This is a genomic window from Bosea sp. NBC_00550, from assembly GCF_026020075.1.
GTDB lineage: Bacteria > Pseudomonadota > Alphaproteobacteria > Rhizobiales > Beijerinckiaceae > Allobosea.
Genome location: NZ_CP102772.1, coordinates 5,292,772 through 5,308,014, shown reverse-complemented (window position 1 = coordinate 5,308,014; position 15,243 = coordinate 5,292,772). Strand labels below are relative to the sequence as shown.

15 protein-coding genes and 1 pseudogene are annotated in these 15,243 nt (G+C 67.3%); 6 read left to right on the top strand and 10 right to left on the bottom strand.

The genetic code is table 11. From position 1 onward, the window contains the following. Nucleotide 1: 1 nt before the first annotated feature. The 3 genes and pseudogenes from NWE53_RS25245 to NWE53_RS25235 form a co-directional block, all read right to left on the bottom strand. Entirely contained in the window at nt 2-541 is a 540-nt protein-coding gene (locus NWE53_RS25245; protein ID WP_265052044.1) for a chromate transporter, read from the bottom strand. Then, nucleotides 541-1,107: a chromate transporter gene (locus NWE53_RS25240; RefSeq protein WP_265052043.1), complete on the bottom strand. Its 567-nt coding sequence runs from the start codon at nt 1,105-1,107 to the stop codon at nt 541-543. The genes NWE53_RS25245 and NWE53_RS25240 overlap by 1 nt, the downstream gene beginning before the upstream one ends. Nucleotides 1,108-1,116: 9 nt before the next feature. Continuing rightward, nucleotides 1,117-1,747 (bottom strand): annotated as a pseudogene (locus NWE53_RS25235) (LysE family translocator). A 178-nt stretch (nt 1,748-1,925) separates the two neighbouring features. On the opposite strand from NWE53_RS25235, the gene NWE53_RS25230 reads away from it, so the two are divergent. Then, the gene (locus tag NWE53_RS25230) at nt 1,926-2,501 is read left to right on the top strand and encodes a GNAT family acetyltransferase (protein WP_265052042.1); all 576 of its coding nucleotides are present in this window, start codon (nt 1,926-1,928) and stop codon (nt 2,499-2,501) included. 72 nt (nt 2,502-2,573) lie between these two features. Here NWE53_RS25230 and NWE53_RS25225 read toward each other — a convergent pair whose 3' ends face one another. The 3 genes from NWE53_RS25225 to NWE53_RS25215 all read right to left on the bottom strand — a co-directional run bounded on the left by NWE53_RS25225 (nt 2,574) and on the right by NWE53_RS25215 (nt 5,327). Further along, nucleotides 2,574-3,080 (bottom strand): DinB family protein, encoded by a 507-nt coding sequence (locus tag NWE53_RS25225; RefSeq protein WP_265052041.1) that lies wholly within the window; start codon nt 3,078-3,080, stop codon nt 2,574-2,576. A gap of 13 nt (nt 3,081-3,093) precedes the next feature. Beyond that, nucleotides 3,094-4,317 carry an NAD(P)/FAD-dependent oxidoreductase gene (locus NWE53_RS25220; protein ID WP_265052040.1) on the bottom strand — a complete coding sequence of 408 codons (1,224 nt, stop codon included), beginning with the start codon at nt 4,315-4,317 and terminating at the stop codon, nt 3,094-3,096. Nucleotides 4,318-4,412: 95 nt separating this feature from the next. Further along, complete coding sequence (locus NWE53_RS25215; RefSeq protein ID WP_265052039.1) at nt 4,413-5,327, bottom strand: LysR family transcriptional regulator; 915 nt, start codon at nt 5,325-5,327, stop codon at nt 4,413-4,415. A gap of 150 nt (nt 5,328-5,477) precedes the next feature. Between NWE53_RS25215 and amaB the strand changes: the two genes are divergently transcribed. The 4 genes from amaB (at nt 5,478) to NWE53_RS25195 (ending at nt 11,521) form a co-directional block, all read left to right on the top strand. Next, a complete protein-coding gene (gene amaB, locus NWE53_RS25210; RefSeq protein ID WP_265052038.1) occupies nt 5,478-6,998 on the top strand; it encodes an L-piperidine-6-carboxylate dehydrogenase in 1,521 nt (506 codons plus the stop codon). Between the two features lie 196 nt (nt 6,999-7,194). Beyond that, nucleotides 7,195-8,391, top strand: a complete 1,197-nt coding sequence (locus NWE53_RS25205; protein WP_265052037.1) for an acyl-CoA dehydrogenase — start codon at nt 7,195-7,197, stop codon at nt 8,389-8,391. Between the two features lie 115 nt (nt 8,392-8,506). After that, the gene (locus NWE53_RS25200; protein ID WP_265052036.1) at nt 8,507-9,712 is read left to right on the top strand and encodes a CaiB/BaiF CoA transferase family protein; all 1,206 of its coding nucleotides are present in this window, start codon (nt 8,507-8,509) and stop codon (nt 9,710-9,712) included. A 132-nt stretch (nt 9,713-9,844) separates the two neighbouring features. After that, nucleotides 9,845-11,521, top strand: a complete 1,677-nt coding sequence (locus tag NWE53_RS25195) for a thiamine pyrophosphate-binding protein (RefSeq protein ID WP_265052035.1) — start codon at nt 9,845-9,847, stop codon at nt 11,519-11,521. Here the strand turns inward: NWE53_RS25195 and NWE53_RS25190 are convergent. Then, the gene (locus NWE53_RS25190; RefSeq protein WP_265052034.1) at nt 11,506-12,060 is read right to left on the bottom strand and encodes a cytochrome b; all 555 of its coding nucleotides are present in this window, start codon (nt 12,058-12,060) and stop codon (nt 11,506-11,508) included. The genes NWE53_RS25195 and NWE53_RS25190 overlap by 16 nt on opposite strands. A gap of 11 nt (nt 12,061-12,071) precedes the next feature. Then, on the bottom strand, nt 12,072-12,638 hold the full coding sequence (locus tag NWE53_RS25185; protein WP_265052033.1) for a YceI family protein: 567 nt from the start codon (nt 12,636-12,638) through the stop codon (nt 12,072-12,074). A 189-nt stretch (nt 12,639-12,827) separates the two neighbouring features. Here NWE53_RS25185 and NWE53_RS25180 point away from each other — a divergent pair, with 189 nt between their 5' ends. Further along, on the top strand, nt 12,828-13,346 hold the full coding sequence (locus tag NWE53_RS25180; protein WP_265052032.1) for a hypothetical protein: 519 nt from the start codon (nt 12,828-12,830) through the stop codon (nt 13,344-13,346). Here NWE53_RS25180 and NWE53_RS25175 read toward each other — a convergent pair. Both NWE53_RS25175 and tal read right to left on the bottom strand, forming a co-directional pair. After that, a complete protein-coding gene (locus NWE53_RS25175) occupies nt 13,327-13,926 on the bottom strand; it encodes an HdeD family acid-resistance protein (RefSeq protein WP_265052031.1) in 600 nt (199 codons plus the stop codon). The two genes, NWE53_RS25180 and NWE53_RS25175, sit on opposite strands and share 20 nt — an antisense overlap. A gap of 159 nt (nt 13,927-14,085) precedes the next feature. Then, a complete protein-coding gene (gene tal, locus NWE53_RS25170; RefSeq protein WP_265052030.1) occupies nt 14,086-15,051 on the bottom strand; it encodes a transaldolase in 966 nt (321 codons plus the stop codon). Nucleotides 15,052-15,243: the final 192 nt, after the last annotated feature.

Below are 15,243 nucleotides of genomic sequence, written 5' to 3'. Positions count from 1 at the left end.
CTCAGACCAGGCCGGCATACCAGGCCGCAACGTAGACGGCCGTACCCGCCGCCATCGGCACGAGCGGGTTGATCTTCGAGCGATAGGTCACGAACGCGGTCGCCGCCGTGATGACGAAACCGAAGAGGCCGGCATCGGCGGCGATCGTCGCGACAGCGCCGCTCGCGAGCATCAGGCCGAGCGCAATCGGCACCAGCGCCAGCGTGACGATCCGGACGATGCGGTTGTCGCTGAAGCGCTGCAGTCCGCGGCTGCTGGCGAGCGCCAGCAGCGAGGATGGGATCAACATGGCGGCCGTCGCGACCAGCAGGCCGCTCGTCCCGGCGACATGCCAGCCGACGATGCTGGCGAGCATGACATTCGGCCCCGGCGCCGTCTGGGCGATGGCGAAGAGGCGGGCGAAGGTCGGCGCGTCCATCCAGCCGAGGATGTCGACGATCTGGCGATGGATTTCCGGCACGACGGCATTGGCGCCGCCGATCGCCATCAGCGAGATCGTACCGAAGGTGATGACGAGCTGGCCGAAGACGCTGCGTTCCATCAGACCCGCCGCGCTCCCAATGAGGCCGCGGCAAGGCCGAGAGGCACCAGCACCAGCAAAGTCGGCAGCATCGGCAGCCGCAGCACGCCGATGGCGAGAAAGGCCGCAGCGGCCATCACCCAGGCCCAGCGGGCGAGACCGGCCTTCGTCAGAAGGCGCAAGGCCGTGCCGAGGATGAGCCCGGCGGCGCTCGCCGCCGCGCCCGTCAACGCCACCTGCGCCAGCGGGTGATCGGAAACGGCATCGTAGATGTTTGCGATCGCGACCAGCGAGAGCAGCGGCATCGCCATCAGGGCGAAGACGCAGGTCAGCGCCCCCATGGTCCCGCGAAAGCGGTCGCCGAGCATCACGGCGGCATTGACGGTGTTGGCGCCCGGCAGCGCCTGGCAGATGCCCATCAGCTCGGCATAGCCGCGATCATCCAGCCAGTTGCGCTCGGCCACGATGATATGGCGCGCCACCGGCCCGACGCCGCCGAAGCCCATCAATCCGATCTTGAGGAAACCGGTAAACAGCGCCGACAGGGAGGGCGGAGGCGCGTCCGTGGCGGTTTCGAGGGCTGACATCGACGGTTGCTAGCGCCGCGATTCCATCGCCATGCGCAGGGCGAAACCGGCGAGCACCGTGCCCATCAGCCAGCGCTGCACCAGAGACCAGAACGGCCGGGTGCGCAGGAAGAGCGCGATGCTGCCCGCCGCCGTCGCGATCAGCGCGTTGACGCTGCCGCTGACCAGGATCTGGACGAGACCGAGCACCAGCGACTGGCCGAGCACATGGCCAGCGGCCGGGTCGATGAACTGCGGGAGAAGCGCGAGGTAGAACATCGCGATCTTCGGGTTGAGCAGGCTGGTCAGGAAGCCCATGGCGAAAAGCTTGCGCGGCCCGTCATGCGGCAGGTCGCGGACATGGAAGGGCGAGCGAGCGCCCGGCCGTACCGCCTGCCAGGCGAGCCAGAGCAGATAGGCCGCGCCGCCCAATCTGAGCGCGTCATAGGCGTATGGGACGGCGAAAAGCAGCGCCGTGATGCCGAAGGCGGCGCAGAACATGTAGACGAAGACCCAGGATCACGCCGCAGAGAGAGATCAGCCCGGCGCCCCTGCCCTGCGCGATCGAGCGCGAGATCAGGTAGATCATGTTGGGGCCGGGCGTGAGCACCATGCCGAGAGCGATCAAGGCGAAGGTGACGAGAGTCGTCGTCTCAGGCATGGCGAAACGCTCCTGCGATGTCGAGCGCTTGGAGCATGGATCGGAAAGACCGACAATCGGCATCGCCGCAGGAGCGGCCATGCAGCCTTTCGATGGATTTGGGTAGCGGCCCGAAGCGCCTGGGCGGAACCGTAGAAGGTGCCAGCGGTTGTCGCCTGCAAGCGGATTGGGGGGAAACATGACGCTGTTCAGCCGGCTGCTCTACACGATCATCTCCTTCGCGCTGCTCGGGGCGTCGATCATATTGATCGGCGTCGCGGTCTGGCGGACATCCAACGGCTTCTGGACCGGCGACGGCGCGCTCGACACCATGCTCGACGCGATCGGCCTCGTGATCATCGCGGTCGCCGTCGCCGATGTCGGCAAGTTCCTGTTCGAGGAAGAGGTGATCGCCGATCGCGAGATGCGCCAACCGGCGGAAGCGCGGGGATCGCTGACCAAGTTCATGTCGATCATGATCGTGGCGCTCTCGCTGGAATCGCTGGTGCTGATCGCCAAGACTTCGCGCGAAACCATGCGCGACCTCGTCTATCCCGGCCTCTTGGTGTTGCTCGCCGTGCTGGCGCTTGTGGGGCTGGGTCTGTTCCAGAGGCTCAGCCAGAATGCGACGGCTGCCATGCCGCCGGATCGCGAGGAAAGCGAGGGCGAAGCCGAGAGCGTTGAATCGAGGCCCTCGACGCAAGGCCCCAAACGCGGGTCATCCCAGCCGAAGCGAAGCGCAGAGCCGGGATCCATGCCTGAGCCCATCCGATAGGCGTTCAGGCGCGCGTCATCCCGGGTCTCCCCGCGGTCGCCCGGGACGACGCCCGCCTGAAACGAAACGTCCTCACCGTGGCTCGTCGACGAGGAAGAGGTCAGTATCGTCCGGCTTGGCGCCGGCAGCGGTCAGCATCGCGTGGATCTGGCCGCGATGATGGGTCTGGTGATTGAACAGATGGGCGATCGCGAAGGCGCGTGGCTTGCCCATCTCGCGGCCGGCGGCGCCAGAGTACCAGATCAGCGTGCCGCGCAGCCAATCGGCCTCGATGCTCTCCGCCCAGGAGAGGATCGCCTCGTCGCGCTGGCGGCGACGCGCGCAGAACTGGGTCCAGTCCTCGAAATAGACAGCGGAATCGCGCCCGCCAACGGCCGGCTTCTCGCTGCCCGTCAGACGGCTGAGCCAGGTCTCGTCGGCCCAGAGCAGATGGTTGAAGGTGCCGTGGATCGACTTGAAGAAGGCGCCGCGGTCGAGCTTGCGCGCCTCGTCGCTCAGCCCGTCGGCCGCGGCCAGCAGGCTCCGGTTCTGCCAGGCATTGTAGCGGGCCAAGGTCTGGACAAAAGCGGGGTCGACCATGGCTGCCTCCTCGTCAGATGACGTTGGCCTCCTTCAGCGGCCTGCCCGCAACGATGCGCTCGTGGCCGAGATCGGCAAGGTCGAGCGAGCGATAGCGGCCATGCGCGATATACTCGGCGAGGCCGCGCCCGACCGCCGGTGATTGCTGCAGGCCGTGCCCCGAGAAGCCGTTGGCGAGGTAAAGATTCGGCAGGCCGATGGCAGGGCCGACGATGGCGTTATGGTCGAGCCCGCACATGTCGTAGGGGCCGGCCCAGGCGCGGCCGGGCTTGATCTGCTCGAAAGCCGGAATGCGATGAGCGAGCGATGGCCAGACCACTTCCTCGAAGAAGGCCCAGTCTATGTCCTCGGCGCCGGGATCGGTCTCGATCCATTCGACGTCCTGCTCCTGCGTGAGCGGTGAGCAACTGCCGATGAAGAGCTGGCCGTCGCTGCCGCGCTGACCCTCGGGCCGGCACCACGCGCCGGTCGCATCGATCAGCAGCGGGCAGTTCCCCACATCGCCCTTGCAGGTAAAGGTGAAGACGTAGCGCTTCATCGACTTCACGGGGATATCGATGCCGGCGGTGGCCGCGAGCCTTGCGCCATGGGTGCCGCTGGCGTTGACGACAGCGCCGCAGGCGATGCGGCTGCCATCCGCGAGTTCGACCGCGGTGACGCGCCCGCCTTCGCTGATGTAGCGGGCTACTTCGCCTTGCCGATATTCGACGCCGAGGCTGCGCGCCTTCTTGCGGAAGGCCTGGAGCAGGGCCCAGCCGTCGAACCAGCCCTCGCCGCTGACGCCGAAGGTGCCGCAGGCGAGATCATCGACATTGAGCCAGGGGAAGCGCTGCTTCAGGACGGCAGGATCGTAGAGGGCGATGTCGGCCCCCTCTGCCGCCTGCAGCTTCTGGTTGGCCTTGAGGATCGGCGCGCCGGCTTCGCTCGCGAGATAGAGATAGCCGCCTTCATGCAGGTCGATCGCCGGCACGTCGCCATCAACAGCCAGATGGCTGCCGATGCTGCGCAGGAAATCGATGCCGAAGAGCGAGATGCGGATGTTCACCGCGCTGGAAAACTGCTGGCGGATCGAGGCGGCCGAGAGCGCGGACGCCGAGAAACGGTAGGTCGGGTCCTTCTCGATCACCACGACACGGCCTGTGAAGCCGGGATCGGCTGCGAGATGATAGGCGACGGAGGAGCCGATCGCGGCACCGCCGCAGATCACGACATCGGCGCTTTCGGAGACGGGCGGCATGGCAGGCCTCGCGCGGACCGGCTCCGTGACGGAAAGCCGGGTTGGTGAATTTCGCGCATGAATGACTGAGGCTCGCGCGCTTGTCGAGAGGTGCTCTAAGTCGCCGGAGCACATTCTCCGAGCAGCCAGTCGCGGAAAGCCACCACGGTCGGCAGGTTCGCCTTCTCTTCGGGATAGACGAGATAATAGCCGTCCCTGCCCGTCACCGGCCGATCGATGGGGATGACCAGCGAGCCCGAGCGCAGTTCCTCCTCGACGAGGAAACGCGGCACGATGGCGAGCCCGAGCCCCGCCACCGCCGCCTGCGCGATCATGGCGAACTGCTCGAAGCGCGGCCCCATCAACGCCCGCTCGGGCGCCAACCCCTGCTGCTCCAGCCAGTTCGCCCAGGCGCGCGGCCGCGTCGATTGCTGGAGCAGCGGCACGCGCAGCATGTCGGCCGGGGCGACGATGCCGGCGCGCGCGATCAGGGACGGCGCGGCGACGGGCACGACCTCTTCTCCCATCAGCCGGTGCAGCCGCGCGCCGGGCCAATTCTCGGCGCCGAAATGCACGGCGGCATCGACCTGCTCGCGGGCGAAGTCGAAGGGGACGAGCCGCGTGGTGAAGTTGATGGTGATGCCGGGATGCGCCTCGGTGAAACGCGGCAGGCGCGGAATCAGCCAGCGCGTGCCGAAGGTCGGCAAGGTGGCGAGGTGGAGCACGCCGGCGGCCCCGCGGAAGGCCATGGCGGAGACGGTCGCCGCGGCGAGTCGGGACAGGCCGTCGCGGATATCGGCGGCATAGGCAGCGCCCGCGGCGGTCAGGCTGACGCGCTTCTTCACACGCTCGAACAGGCTGACGCCGAGCGTCTTTTCCAGATGGGCCACCTGACGGCTGACCGCGCCCTGCGTCAGGCTGAGTTCCTCAGCCGCGCGGGTGAAGCTGCCATGCCGGGCAGCAGCCTCGAAAGCTGCGAGCGCCGAGAGGGAGGGGACCGAGAGGCGGCCGGGAACCAGTGCATCATCCATGACAATTACTCACCAAGTGGTGAGAACATATCGGTTGCCGTCCGCCCATGAAAGAGGGCATTCTCCCGCCCCAAAGCGTGGCGACCTGGTTTCCGCGCCCTTCTGTCATGCGCCCCCAGGGCATCCGCTCGCGACCGCTGGAAGACAAAGATGGCCACATCCCTGCCGAAAGACACGCTCGCCCTGCTCAAGCGCCTCGGCGTCTCCAACTCGGCCTATGCCGATGCCGGCCTGTCTGCCCGCTCGCCGATCACCGGCGAGACCGTGACGACCCTGCGCGAGACGTCACCGGCGGAAGCGGAGGCCGCGATCGGCCGGGCGCAGTCGGCCTTCCTGGCCTGGCGCAAGGTGCCGGCGCCGCGGCGCGGCGAGTTCGTCCGCCTGCTCGGCGAGGAGCTGCGCGCCGCCAAGGCCGATCTCGGCCTGCTGGTGACGCTGGAAGCCGGCAAGGTGACCTCCGAGGGCCTCGGCGAAGTGCAGGAGATGATCGACATCTGCGACTTCGCGGTCGGCCTGTCGCGCCAGCTCTACGGCCTGACCATCGCCACCGAGCGCCCGAACCATCGCATGATGGAGACCTGGCACCCGATTGGCATCTGCGGCGTGATCTCGGCGTTCAACTTCCCGGTCGCCGTCTGGTCGTGGAACGCCGCGCTCGCCTTCGTCTGCGGCGACAGCGTCGTCTGGAAGCCTTCCGAGAAGACCCCACTGACCGCGCTCGCCGTGCAGGCCATCGTCGAGAAGACGATGAAGCGCTTCGGCCCGGAAGCGCCGGTCGGCCTCTCGGAAATCCTGATCGGTGGCCGCGAGCTCGGCGACATCCTTGTCCAGGACCATCGCGTCCCGGTCGTCTCGGCCACCGGCTCGACCCGCATGGGCAAGGAAGTCGGCCAGAAGCTCGCCGCGCGTTTCGCCCGCGCCATTCTCGAGCTCGGCGGCAACAATGCCGCGATCGTCGCCCCCTCTGCCGACCTCGACATCGCGCTGCGCGGCATCGCCTTCGCCGCGATGGGCACGGCCGGCCAGCGCTGCACCACGCTGCGCCGCCTGATCGTTCATGAGAGCGTCTATGACGCGCTCGTGCCGAAGCTCGCCAAGGTCTACGGCTCGGTGAAGATCGGCGATCCCCGCGAAGCCGGCGTGTTGGTCGGCCCGCTGGTCGACGAAGCCGCCTATCACGGCATGCAGAAGGCGCTGTCCGAGGCCAAGGCCGAGGGCGGCAAGGTCCATGGCGGCGAGAAGGTCGATGTCGGCTCGGGCGGTTTCTATGTCCGTCCGGCGCTCGTCGAGATGCCCAAGCAGTGCGGCCCGGTCGAGCGCGAGACCTTCGCCCCGATCCTCTACGTCATGAAGTACCAGACCATCGAGCAGGCGATCGCGCTGCAGAACGCGGTCGGCGCCGGCCTGTCCTCCTCGATCTTCACGCTGAACATGCGCGAGGCCGAACTCTTCGTCTCCGATGAGGGCTCGGATTGCGGCATCGCCAACGTCAATATCGGCCCCTCGGGCGCCGAGATCGGCGGCGCGTTCGGCGGCGAGAAGGAAACGGGCGGCGGCCGCGAGGCCGGCTCGGACGCCTGGAAGGCCTATATGCGCCGCGCCACCAACACCGTGAACTACGGCACCACGCTGCCGCTGGCGCAGGGCGTCAGCTTCGACGTGGATGCGTGATCGATAGATAAGGAAACACCACCGTCATTCCGGGGCGCCGCGTGAGCGGCGAGCCCGGAACCCAGAACCGATGCCCTCTCCAAGAGGGTCGAACCGTTCCACTGATCTGGATTCTGTTCCGCGGCTCTGGATTCCGGGCTCTTCGCTCCGCGATGCCCCGGAATGACGGCTCTGGAATCTGAGGGAGACGAAAACCATGGCTGGCAGCCACAAGCTCGCGCAGTTCACCTGGGACGATGCCTATCTGCTCGACGAGCAGCTGAACGAGGACGAGCGGCTGATCCGCGACACGGCCCGCGCCTATGCGCAGGAGAAGCTCGCTCCCCGCATCCACGACGCCTATCTCGACGAGAAGACCGACCGCTCGATCTTCAACGAGATGGGCGAGCTCGGCCTGCTCGGCGTCACCGTGCCGGAGGAATATGGCTGCGCTGGCGCCAACTACGTCTCCTACGGCCTCGTCGCGCGTGAGGTCGAGCGCATCGACTCCGGCTACCGCTCGATGATGTCGGTGCAGTCCTCGCTCGTGATGTATCCGATCTTCGCCTATGGCAGCGAGGAGCAGCGCAAGAAGTACCTGCCGAAACTGGGCTCCGGCGAATGGGTCGGCTGCTTCGGCCTGACCGAGCCGGATGCCGGCTCCGACCCCGGCGGCATGAAGACCCGCGCCGAGAAGGTCGCCGATGGCTACAGGCTGACCGGTTCGAAGATGTGGATCTCGAACTCGCCGATCGCCGACGTCTTCGTCGTCTGGGCGAAATCGGCCGCGCATGACAACCAGATTCGCGGCTTCATCCTCGAAAAGGGCATGAAGGGCCTCTCCGCGCCGAAGATCGGCGGCAAGCTTTCGCTGCGCGCCTCGATCACCGGCGAGGTCGTGATGGACGGCGTCATCGTTCCGGAAGAGAATCTGCTGCCGAACGTCTCAGGGCTCTCCGGCCCGTTCGGCTGCCTCAACCGCGCCCGCTACGGCATCTCCTGGGGCGTGATGGGCGCCGCCGAGGATTGCTTCCACCGTGCCCGCCAGTACGGGCTCGACCGCAAGCAGTTCAACAAGCCGCTCGCCCAGACGCAGCTCTACCAGAAGAAGCTGGCGGACATGCTGACCGAGATCACGCTCGGCCTGCAGGGCAGCTTGCGCGTCGGGCGCCTGCTCGACGACGGCAAGATGGCGCCGGAGATGATCTCCCTGGTGAAGCGCAACAATTGCGGCAAGGCGCTCGACATCGCCCGCCAGGCCCGCGACATGCACGGCGGCAACGGTATCCAGATCGAGTACCATGTGATGCGCCACGCCGCGAACCTCGAGACGGTGAACACCTATGAGGGCACGCATGACGTCCACGCGCTGATCCTCGGCCGGGCGATCACCGGCCTGCAGGCGTTCTTCTGAAACCCGCCCGTCATCCCGGCCGCAGCGAAGCGAAGCGCCGGGATCCATCGTAGAGCTCGTCGCCTTACGATGGATCCCGGGACAAGCCCGGGATGACGGCGCTCAGGCTGTGTCCATGTCCCTTCCCACGCCCCCCACCCCTCCCCTCGCCGGCCTGCGCGTCCTCGAACTGGCGCGTATCCTCGCAGGTCCCTGGATCGGCCAGCTCCTGGCCGATCTCGGCGCCGATGTCGTCAAGGTCGAGGCGCCCGAGGGCGACGACACCCGCAAATGGGGCCCGCCCTTCGTCGAGGGCATTGGCGACGAGCATCTCTCCGCCGCCTATTTCCACGCCGCCAATCGCGGCAAGCGCTCGATCACGGCCGATTTTCGCACGGCAGAGGGGCAGGCGCTGGTGAAGCGGCTCGCAGCCCATGCCGATGTCGTCATCGAGAACTTCAAGGTCGGCGGCCTCGCCAAATACGGGCTCGACGCCGCCTCTCTGCGCCGGGAATTCCCGCGCCTCGTCTACTGCTCCGTCACTGGCTTCGGGCAGGACGGACCCTATGCGCCGCGCGCCGGCTACGACTTCCTGGTCCAGGGCATGGGCGGGGCGATGTCGATCACCGGCGAGCCTGCGGGCGCGCCGATGAAGGCTGGCTATGCGGTCGCCGACATCTACACCGGGCTCTATGCGTCGGTGGGCATCCTCTCGGCGCTGCGCCAGCGCGACACGACCGGCGAAGGCGCGACGCTCGACCTTGCTTTGCTCGATTCCCAGGTCGCGGTTCTCGGCAACCAGGCGATGAACTATCTCGTCTCGGGCAATCCGCCGCCGAGGCTCGGCAACGCGCACCCCAACATCGTGCCCTATGACGTCTTCCCGGTCGCGGACGGCCATATCATCATCGCCACCGGCAATGACGGGCAGTGGCGGAAGCTCTGCGAAGTGCTCGGCGAGCCGGGGTTGGCCGCGCAGCCGGACTACATCGACAACAAGTCACGGGTGAAGAACCGCGTCGCGCTGACCGCGCGGTTGCACGCGCTCTGCCAGCGTTACGCCAAGGCCGATCTGCTGGCCGCGCTGGAGAAGGTCGGCGTGCCGGCCGGTCCGATCAACGATATCAGCGAGGTCTTCGACGACCCGCAGGTTGTCGCGCGCGGCGTCAAGGTCGAGTTGCCGAGCGCGGCGGCAAAGGCCGGCGTGATCCCGACCGTCGCCTCGCCGATCGTGATGAACGGCGTGCGGCAAGTGGCGACGCGGCCAAGCCCCGGGCTCGGCGAGCATGCAGACGACATCCTGAACGATCCGGCCTGGGGCGGAGCGCCCGGCGGCCAATGATAGACACAGCCCTCACCCTGAGGAGCCGCGCAGCGGCGTCTCGAAGGATAGTCCAGCGCGCTCTGGAGCATCCTTCGAGACGCGGGCTCCGCCCGCTCCTCAGGATGAGGCCTCGCAAAAAGGGCAGCGAACATGGCTAATCGCACTGGCGGGCAGATCCTCGTCGACCAGCTCATCCTCCATGGCGCCACCGACGCCTTCTGCGTGCCGGGAGAGAGCTATCTCGCCGTGCTCGACGCGCTGCACGACGCCTCGATGAAGGTCACCATCTGCCGGGCCGAGGGCGGCGCCTGCATGATGGCGGAAGCCGCCGGCAAGCTCACCGGCAAGCCCGGTATCTGCTTCGTGACGCGCGGCCCCGGCGCCACCAACGCCTCTCCCGGCGTCCATATCGCCGACCAGGATTCGACCCCGCTCATCCTCTTCGTCGGCCAGATCGACGGCAGCATGCGCGAGCGCGAGGCCTTCCAGGAACTCGATTACCGCGCCGTCTTCGGCACCATGACGAAATGGGCGACCGAGATCGACGATGCCGCACGCATCCCGGAGATCATCAGCCGTGCCTTCCATGTCGCGACCTCCGGCCGCCCCGGCCCGGTGGTGATCGCGCTGCCCGAGGACGTGCTGACCGATCTCGCGGATGTTGCCGACGCCGAGCCGTATCAGGTCACCGAGCAACACCCCTCGGCGGTCCAGATCGACGAGCTCGCCAAGCGCTTCGCCGCGGCCAAGGCGCCGATCGCCATCCTCGGCGGCTCGCGCTGGAGCCCTGAGACGATCGCGCAGTTCCAGGCTTTCGCCGAGCGTTTCGACCTGCCGGTGGCGGTCTCGTTCCGCCGGCAGATGCTGTTCCCGGCCGATCATCCGAACTTCGCCGGTGATCTCGGCATCGGCCCGAACCCGAAGCTGCTCGCCCGCATCAAGGAGAGCGATCTCGTCCTGTTGATCGGCGGGCGGCTGTCGGAGATGCCGAGCCAGTCCTACACCCTGTTCGGCATCCCGAACCCGGGGCGGCCGCTGGTGCATGTCCATGCCGATCCGGAAGAGCTCGGCCGGGTCTATCGCCCGGCGCTCGCGATCAACGCTTCGCCGGCCGGCTTCTGTGCCGCGCTGAAAGCGATCGAGCCGCCGCAGGCGCCGGCCTGGGCTGGAGCGGCCGCGGCTGCGCATGAGAATTATATCGCCTGGAGCGAGCAGCCGGCGCCGGTGCCGGGCGAATTCCACCCCGGCGAGATGGTGCGCTGGCTGCGCAGCCAGCTGCCGGACGACGCCATCCTCTGTAATGGCGCCGGCAACTACGCCACCTGGGTCCACCGCTTCCATCGCTTCAACAAGTTCGCGACGCAGCTCGCCCCGACCTGCGGCTCGATGGGCTATGGCGTGCCCGCGGCGATCGGCGCCAAGCGCATCTTCCCCGAGCGCACGGTCATCGCCTTCGCTGGCGACGGCTGCTTCCTGATGAACGGTCAGGATTTCGCGACGGCCGTGCAATACGACCTGCCCGTCATCGTCGTCCTGGTCGATAACGGCATGTACGGCACGATCCGCATGCACCAGGAGCGCGAATACCCCGGCCGTGTGTCGGCGACGACGCTGAAGAACCCGGATTTTGCTGCTTACGCCAAGGCCTTCGGCGGCCATGGCGAGCGCGTCGAGACGACGGCCGAGTTCGCGCCGGCCTTCGAGCGCGCGGTGAAGAGCGGCAAGCCCGCGATCATCCACTGCCTGCTCGATCCCGAGGCAATCACCCCGGCCAAGTCGCTCTCGACGATCCGTGCCGAGGCTTTCGCCGCTCAACGCAAGGACTGAGAGCGGGCAAACCAGATCCGCTGCATCAGCCCGTCCTTCAGGACGAACTGGTGCAGCAAAGCCGCGCCCGCATGGATGAAGGCGAGCGCGGCCATGACGTCGAAAAGCGTCGCATGCGCCTGCAGCATCGCCTGGTAGATCTTCGGGTCCGGGCCGATCGGATGGGGCACTGAGAAGGCCCCGAAGAACAGCGTTGGAATCTGGATCGGCGCCGCCGCCGTCATCAGGAAGCCGGTGACCGGCAGCGCCAGCAGGCAGAGATAGAGCGCGGCCTGCACTGCGGCGGCCGTGGCGCGCTGCCAGCGCGGCATCGGGACGGGTTCCGGCGTCGGCAGCACGAACCGAGCGGCAAGCCGCAGCAGAACGAGCCCGCCGAGGGTCAGCCCGAACGACTTGTGCCACTGATAGAGGGCGAAACGACTGAGCAGGTCGCGCGTCTCGTCGCCCATCAGGCGGGAAAGCCCGTACTGCATCCCGATGAGCGCTACGGTGGCCCAATGCAGCAGGATGAGGAGCGGATGCCAGTTGCGAGGCCGCATCGCTGCGTATCCTAGCGCGAGATCACGCCCTTGATGTCGATCTCGACCTGATCGTCGATGATGTTCACGTCGCGGCCGATCTCGAAAGCAGCGCGCGAAAAGGTTGCGGTGGCGCGGAAGGGAAGATTACCGCTGCCACGTGCCGCAGCCGGATCGCGGTCGGCGACGGCGTTCACCGTGACCGGCTGCGATGTCCCCCGGATCGTCAGTTGTCCCCGGATGGACAGGCCGCGCTCACCGGTCCGCACGACCTCCTGCGAGACGAAGCTCGCCACCGGATAGCGGGCGACATCGAGCATGCTTTGCCCCTTGATGAAGCCGTCGACGAGGTCGGTGCCCGTATGCAGGGAAGCCGTCTGGATGGTCATCCGGATGCGGCTGCGTTCGGGCCGGTCGAAGTCGAGCGCGATAGCGCCGTCGACACGGTCGAAGAGGCCGGTCGCGGTCTGCACGCCGAAGCGCCGCGCCACGAAGGCGACCTCGCCAGCCCCTTTCGACAATGACCAGCTTTCCTGCGCGGTGGCCATGGCGGAGAGCGGTCCGAGGAAGGCCAATGCAAGGAGCGCACGCTTCGTCATGGCATGAGATCCTTCGCTGCCGATGCGCCGGCATCTTAGGCGCGACTTCGCGGCGGAGCAGTGGCGAACACGCGGTTGTGAGCAAGGCGCGTGATCGGCGGCAAAGATTCTTAGCCGCATCGGTGAACCCGAACCGAACCTTTTGCGACCACTCGTCGTTGATACGGCGACGATGCGGAGGACAAGGCGATGGCACGGGCAAGGATGATGCGATGGGCAATGGCCGCGGCGCTCGTCGTCTCGGCTGCTCCCGGCGCGCAAGCGGCCGGCCTGTTCGACGAACTGGCGCGTGCGATCTTCGGTGGCGGGCCGCGCCTGCGGGCCTCACCGATCTATGAATTGGACGAGGCGCCGCGGATGCGTGCGCCGCGGCCGCGTGCCCCGGAAGCAGCCTCCAAGCCGAAGCCGCCGGTCGTCCAGCTCGATCCCCAGACCGACCGCCAATGGTATCTCAAGGACCCGACGCTGCGGCGTGGCGATATCGTCGTCACCGCGGGCGGCGTGCTGGTCTATCAGGGGCGTGATGCCGACGCGCTGCACTCCGCCGATTTCGTGGCACTGGGTGGCGGCGATTCGAAGGGCTGGAAGCAGCAGTTGCAGGCTGCCGCGGCCGGCGGACGCAACATGTTCGACAATGGACAGGCTGTCGCCCCATCGGCAGGTAAGCGCACCGAGGCGACCGCCAGCGCTACGGCTTCCGCGGACTGACACCATCGAAGGTCGAGCGGATGGCGCGCGCCAGCGCGATCGCCGCCCAGCCCTGGAAGATCAGCTCGATCGCGAAGAAGGTGCCGAGCACCCACAGGCTCGAGCCGGGCCATTGTGCCAGGATCTTCCCGCCGAGCAGCAGGGACAAGGCTCCCGAAAAGGCGATCCAACCCCAATGGGGCAGTTGACGATTCTGGAAGGCGACGACGAGGCGCAGGACGCCGGTCGCGACCAGCGCGGCGCCAGCCAGCAGCGTCAGCGAGGCGGTGGCGACCAGCGGGTTGACGAAGGTGACCACGCCGACCGCGACATAGAGCACGCCGATCAGGATATGCAGCAGGCGGCTTTTCCAGGCCTGATGGCGGAAGGCGTCGATCAGCACGACGATGCCGCCGACGAAGATCATCGCGCCGAACCAGATCGCGCTGGCGACGCTGAGCAGCGCCACCGCGCCGAGCCCGAGCACGCCGAGAATGACGAGCGCGATGCCCGCGGCCATCAGCCAGCCCCAGTTCCGCCGGAGCGGGATGAGATGCGTGCCGAGGGAGGGCGGGCTGGAAACCTGCGACGGTGTGCTCATGTCGGCCGACTCCGTTCCGGGCGGGCCGCGATAGCGGGAACCGCTTCGTTGGACTGCTGCGCATGAGAACCCCGCGCGGCGGTTGCGTCAATGATTTGCCGCAAGCCTGGCGCGCGAGACGTCGCTCCCCTCGGAAATCGCGCTTCCCCTCCGTCGGCTTCAGCCGAGCTTTTCGGCGACGAGCCTGCGCAGGCCGCGCAGGTCCTTGACGAAGCCTCGGATGCCTTCCGCCAGCTTCTCGGTGCCCATCGCATCCTCGTTCATCGCGAAGCGGAAGGCCTTCTCGTCGAGCACGATCGGCTTGGTGTAGCTCGATACCGACTGCGGGGACGCCGCCGGCGACAGCTTGCGCGGGAGATCTCCCGTCGCAGCGGCGAGTTCGTCCAGCAGGCTGGGGCCGATGGTCAGCCGGTCGCAGCCGGCCAGCGCCTCGATCTCCCCGATATTGCGGAAGGACGCCCCCATGACCACGGTCTTGATGCCGAACGTCTTGTAGTAGGCGTAGATGCTCTTCACCGAGACGACGCCGGGATCGGTCTCGGCCGTGTAGGGGCCGCCGCCCGCCTTAACGTGCCAGTCGAGGATGCGCCCGACGAAGGGCGAGATCAGGAAGGCCTTGGCATCGGCGGCCGCGACCGCCTGCGGCAGCGCGAACAACAGGGTCAGGTTGCAGTCGATGCCTTCCGCCTGCAGCACCTTGGCCGCCTGCAGCCCCTCCCAGGTCGAGGCGATCTTGATCAGGATGCGATCCTTGCCGACGCCGCGCTCCTTGTAGGCCGCGATGATCTCGCGGGCCTTCTCGATACTCGCCTGCGTATCGAAGGAGAGATCGGCATCGACCTCGGTGGAGACGCGGCCGGGCACGATCTTGGTCAGCTCCGTGCCGAAGCTCACTGCCAGCCGGTCGCAGACGGCGTGGACTGCCTTCTCGCCACCCTGCTTCTTGCCCCAGCCGATCGCCTCGTCGACGAGATGGGCATAGGCTGGCGTCTCGACGGCCTTCAGGATCAGCGTCGGGTTGGTCGTGCAGTCGACGGGCTTCAACCGGCGCACGGCCTCGATGTCGCCGGTGTCGGCGACGACGGTGGTCATCTCGCGGAGCTGGTCGAGCTTGGAGGCGGTCATCGATCTATCCTCGGCAATTCTTCTTGTCGTAACGCATTCACTGTGGCGCCTGTTCATCGCCATGGCGAGAGCGATGAAGCAATCCGGCCATGCAGCGGGCTTGCGCGCACGTCATGCCCGGGCCTGACCCGGGCATCTCTAAAAGGAGGGGTCGCCTCTTCCTGCGAGAGATTCTCGGGTCTGCGCTTCGCT

Coding starts and splice junctions, on each gene's coding strand:
- NWE53_RS25245 (WP_265052044.1), bottom strand. CDS start 541: ATGGAACGCAGCGTCTTCGGCCAGCTCGTCATCACCTTCGGTACGATC.
- NWE53_RS25240 (WP_265052043.1), bottom strand. CDS start 1,107: ATGTCAGCCCTCGAAACCGCCACGGACGCGCCTCCGCCCTCCCTGTCG.
- NWE53_RS25230 (WP_265052042.1), top strand. CDS start 1,926: ATGACGCTGTTCAGCCGGCTGCTCTACACGATCATCTCCTTCGCGCTG.
- NWE53_RS25225 (WP_265052041.1), bottom strand. CDS start 3,080: ATGGTCGACCCCGCTTTTGTCCAGACCTTGGCCCGCTACAATGCCTGG.
- NWE53_RS25220 (WP_265052040.1), bottom strand. CDS start 4,317: ATGCCGCCCGTCTCCGAAAGCGCCGATGTCGTGATCTGCGGCGGTGCC.
- NWE53_RS25215 (WP_265052039.1), bottom strand. CDS start 5,327: ATGGATGATGCACTGGTTCCCGGCCGCCTCTCGGTCCCCTCCCTCTCG.
- amaB (WP_265052038.1), top strand. CDS start 5,478: ATGGCCACATCCCTGCCGAAAGACACGCTCGCCCTGCTCAAGCGCCTC.
- NWE53_RS25205 (WP_265052037.1), top strand. CDS start 7,195: ATGGCTGGCAGCCACAAGCTCGCGCAGTTCACCTGGGACGATGCCTAT.
- NWE53_RS25200 (WP_265052036.1), top strand. CDS start 8,507: ATGTCCCTTCCCACGCCCCCCACCCCTCCCCTCGCCGGCCTGCGCGTC.
- NWE53_RS25195 (WP_265052035.1), top strand. CDS start 9,845: ATGGCTAATCGCACTGGCGGGCAGATCCTCGTCGACCAGCTCATCCTC.
- NWE53_RS25190 (WP_265052034.1), bottom strand. CDS start 12,060: ATGCGGCCTCGCAACTGGCATCCGCTCCTCATCCTGCTGCATTGGGCC.
- NWE53_RS25185 (WP_265052033.1), bottom strand. CDS start 12,638: ATGACGAAGCGTGCGCTCCTTGCATTGGCCTTCCTCGGACCGCTCTCC.
- NWE53_RS25180 (WP_265052032.1), top strand. CDS start 12,828: ATGGCACGGGCAAGGATGATGCGATGGGCAATGGCCGCGGCGCTCGTC.
- NWE53_RS25175 (WP_265052031.1), bottom strand. CDS start 13,926: ATGAGCACACCGTCGCAGGTTTCCAGCCCGCCCTCCCTCGGCACGCAT.
- tal (WP_265052030.1), bottom strand. CDS start 15,051: ATGACCGCCTCCAAGCTCGACCAGCTCCGCGAGATGACCACCGTCGTC.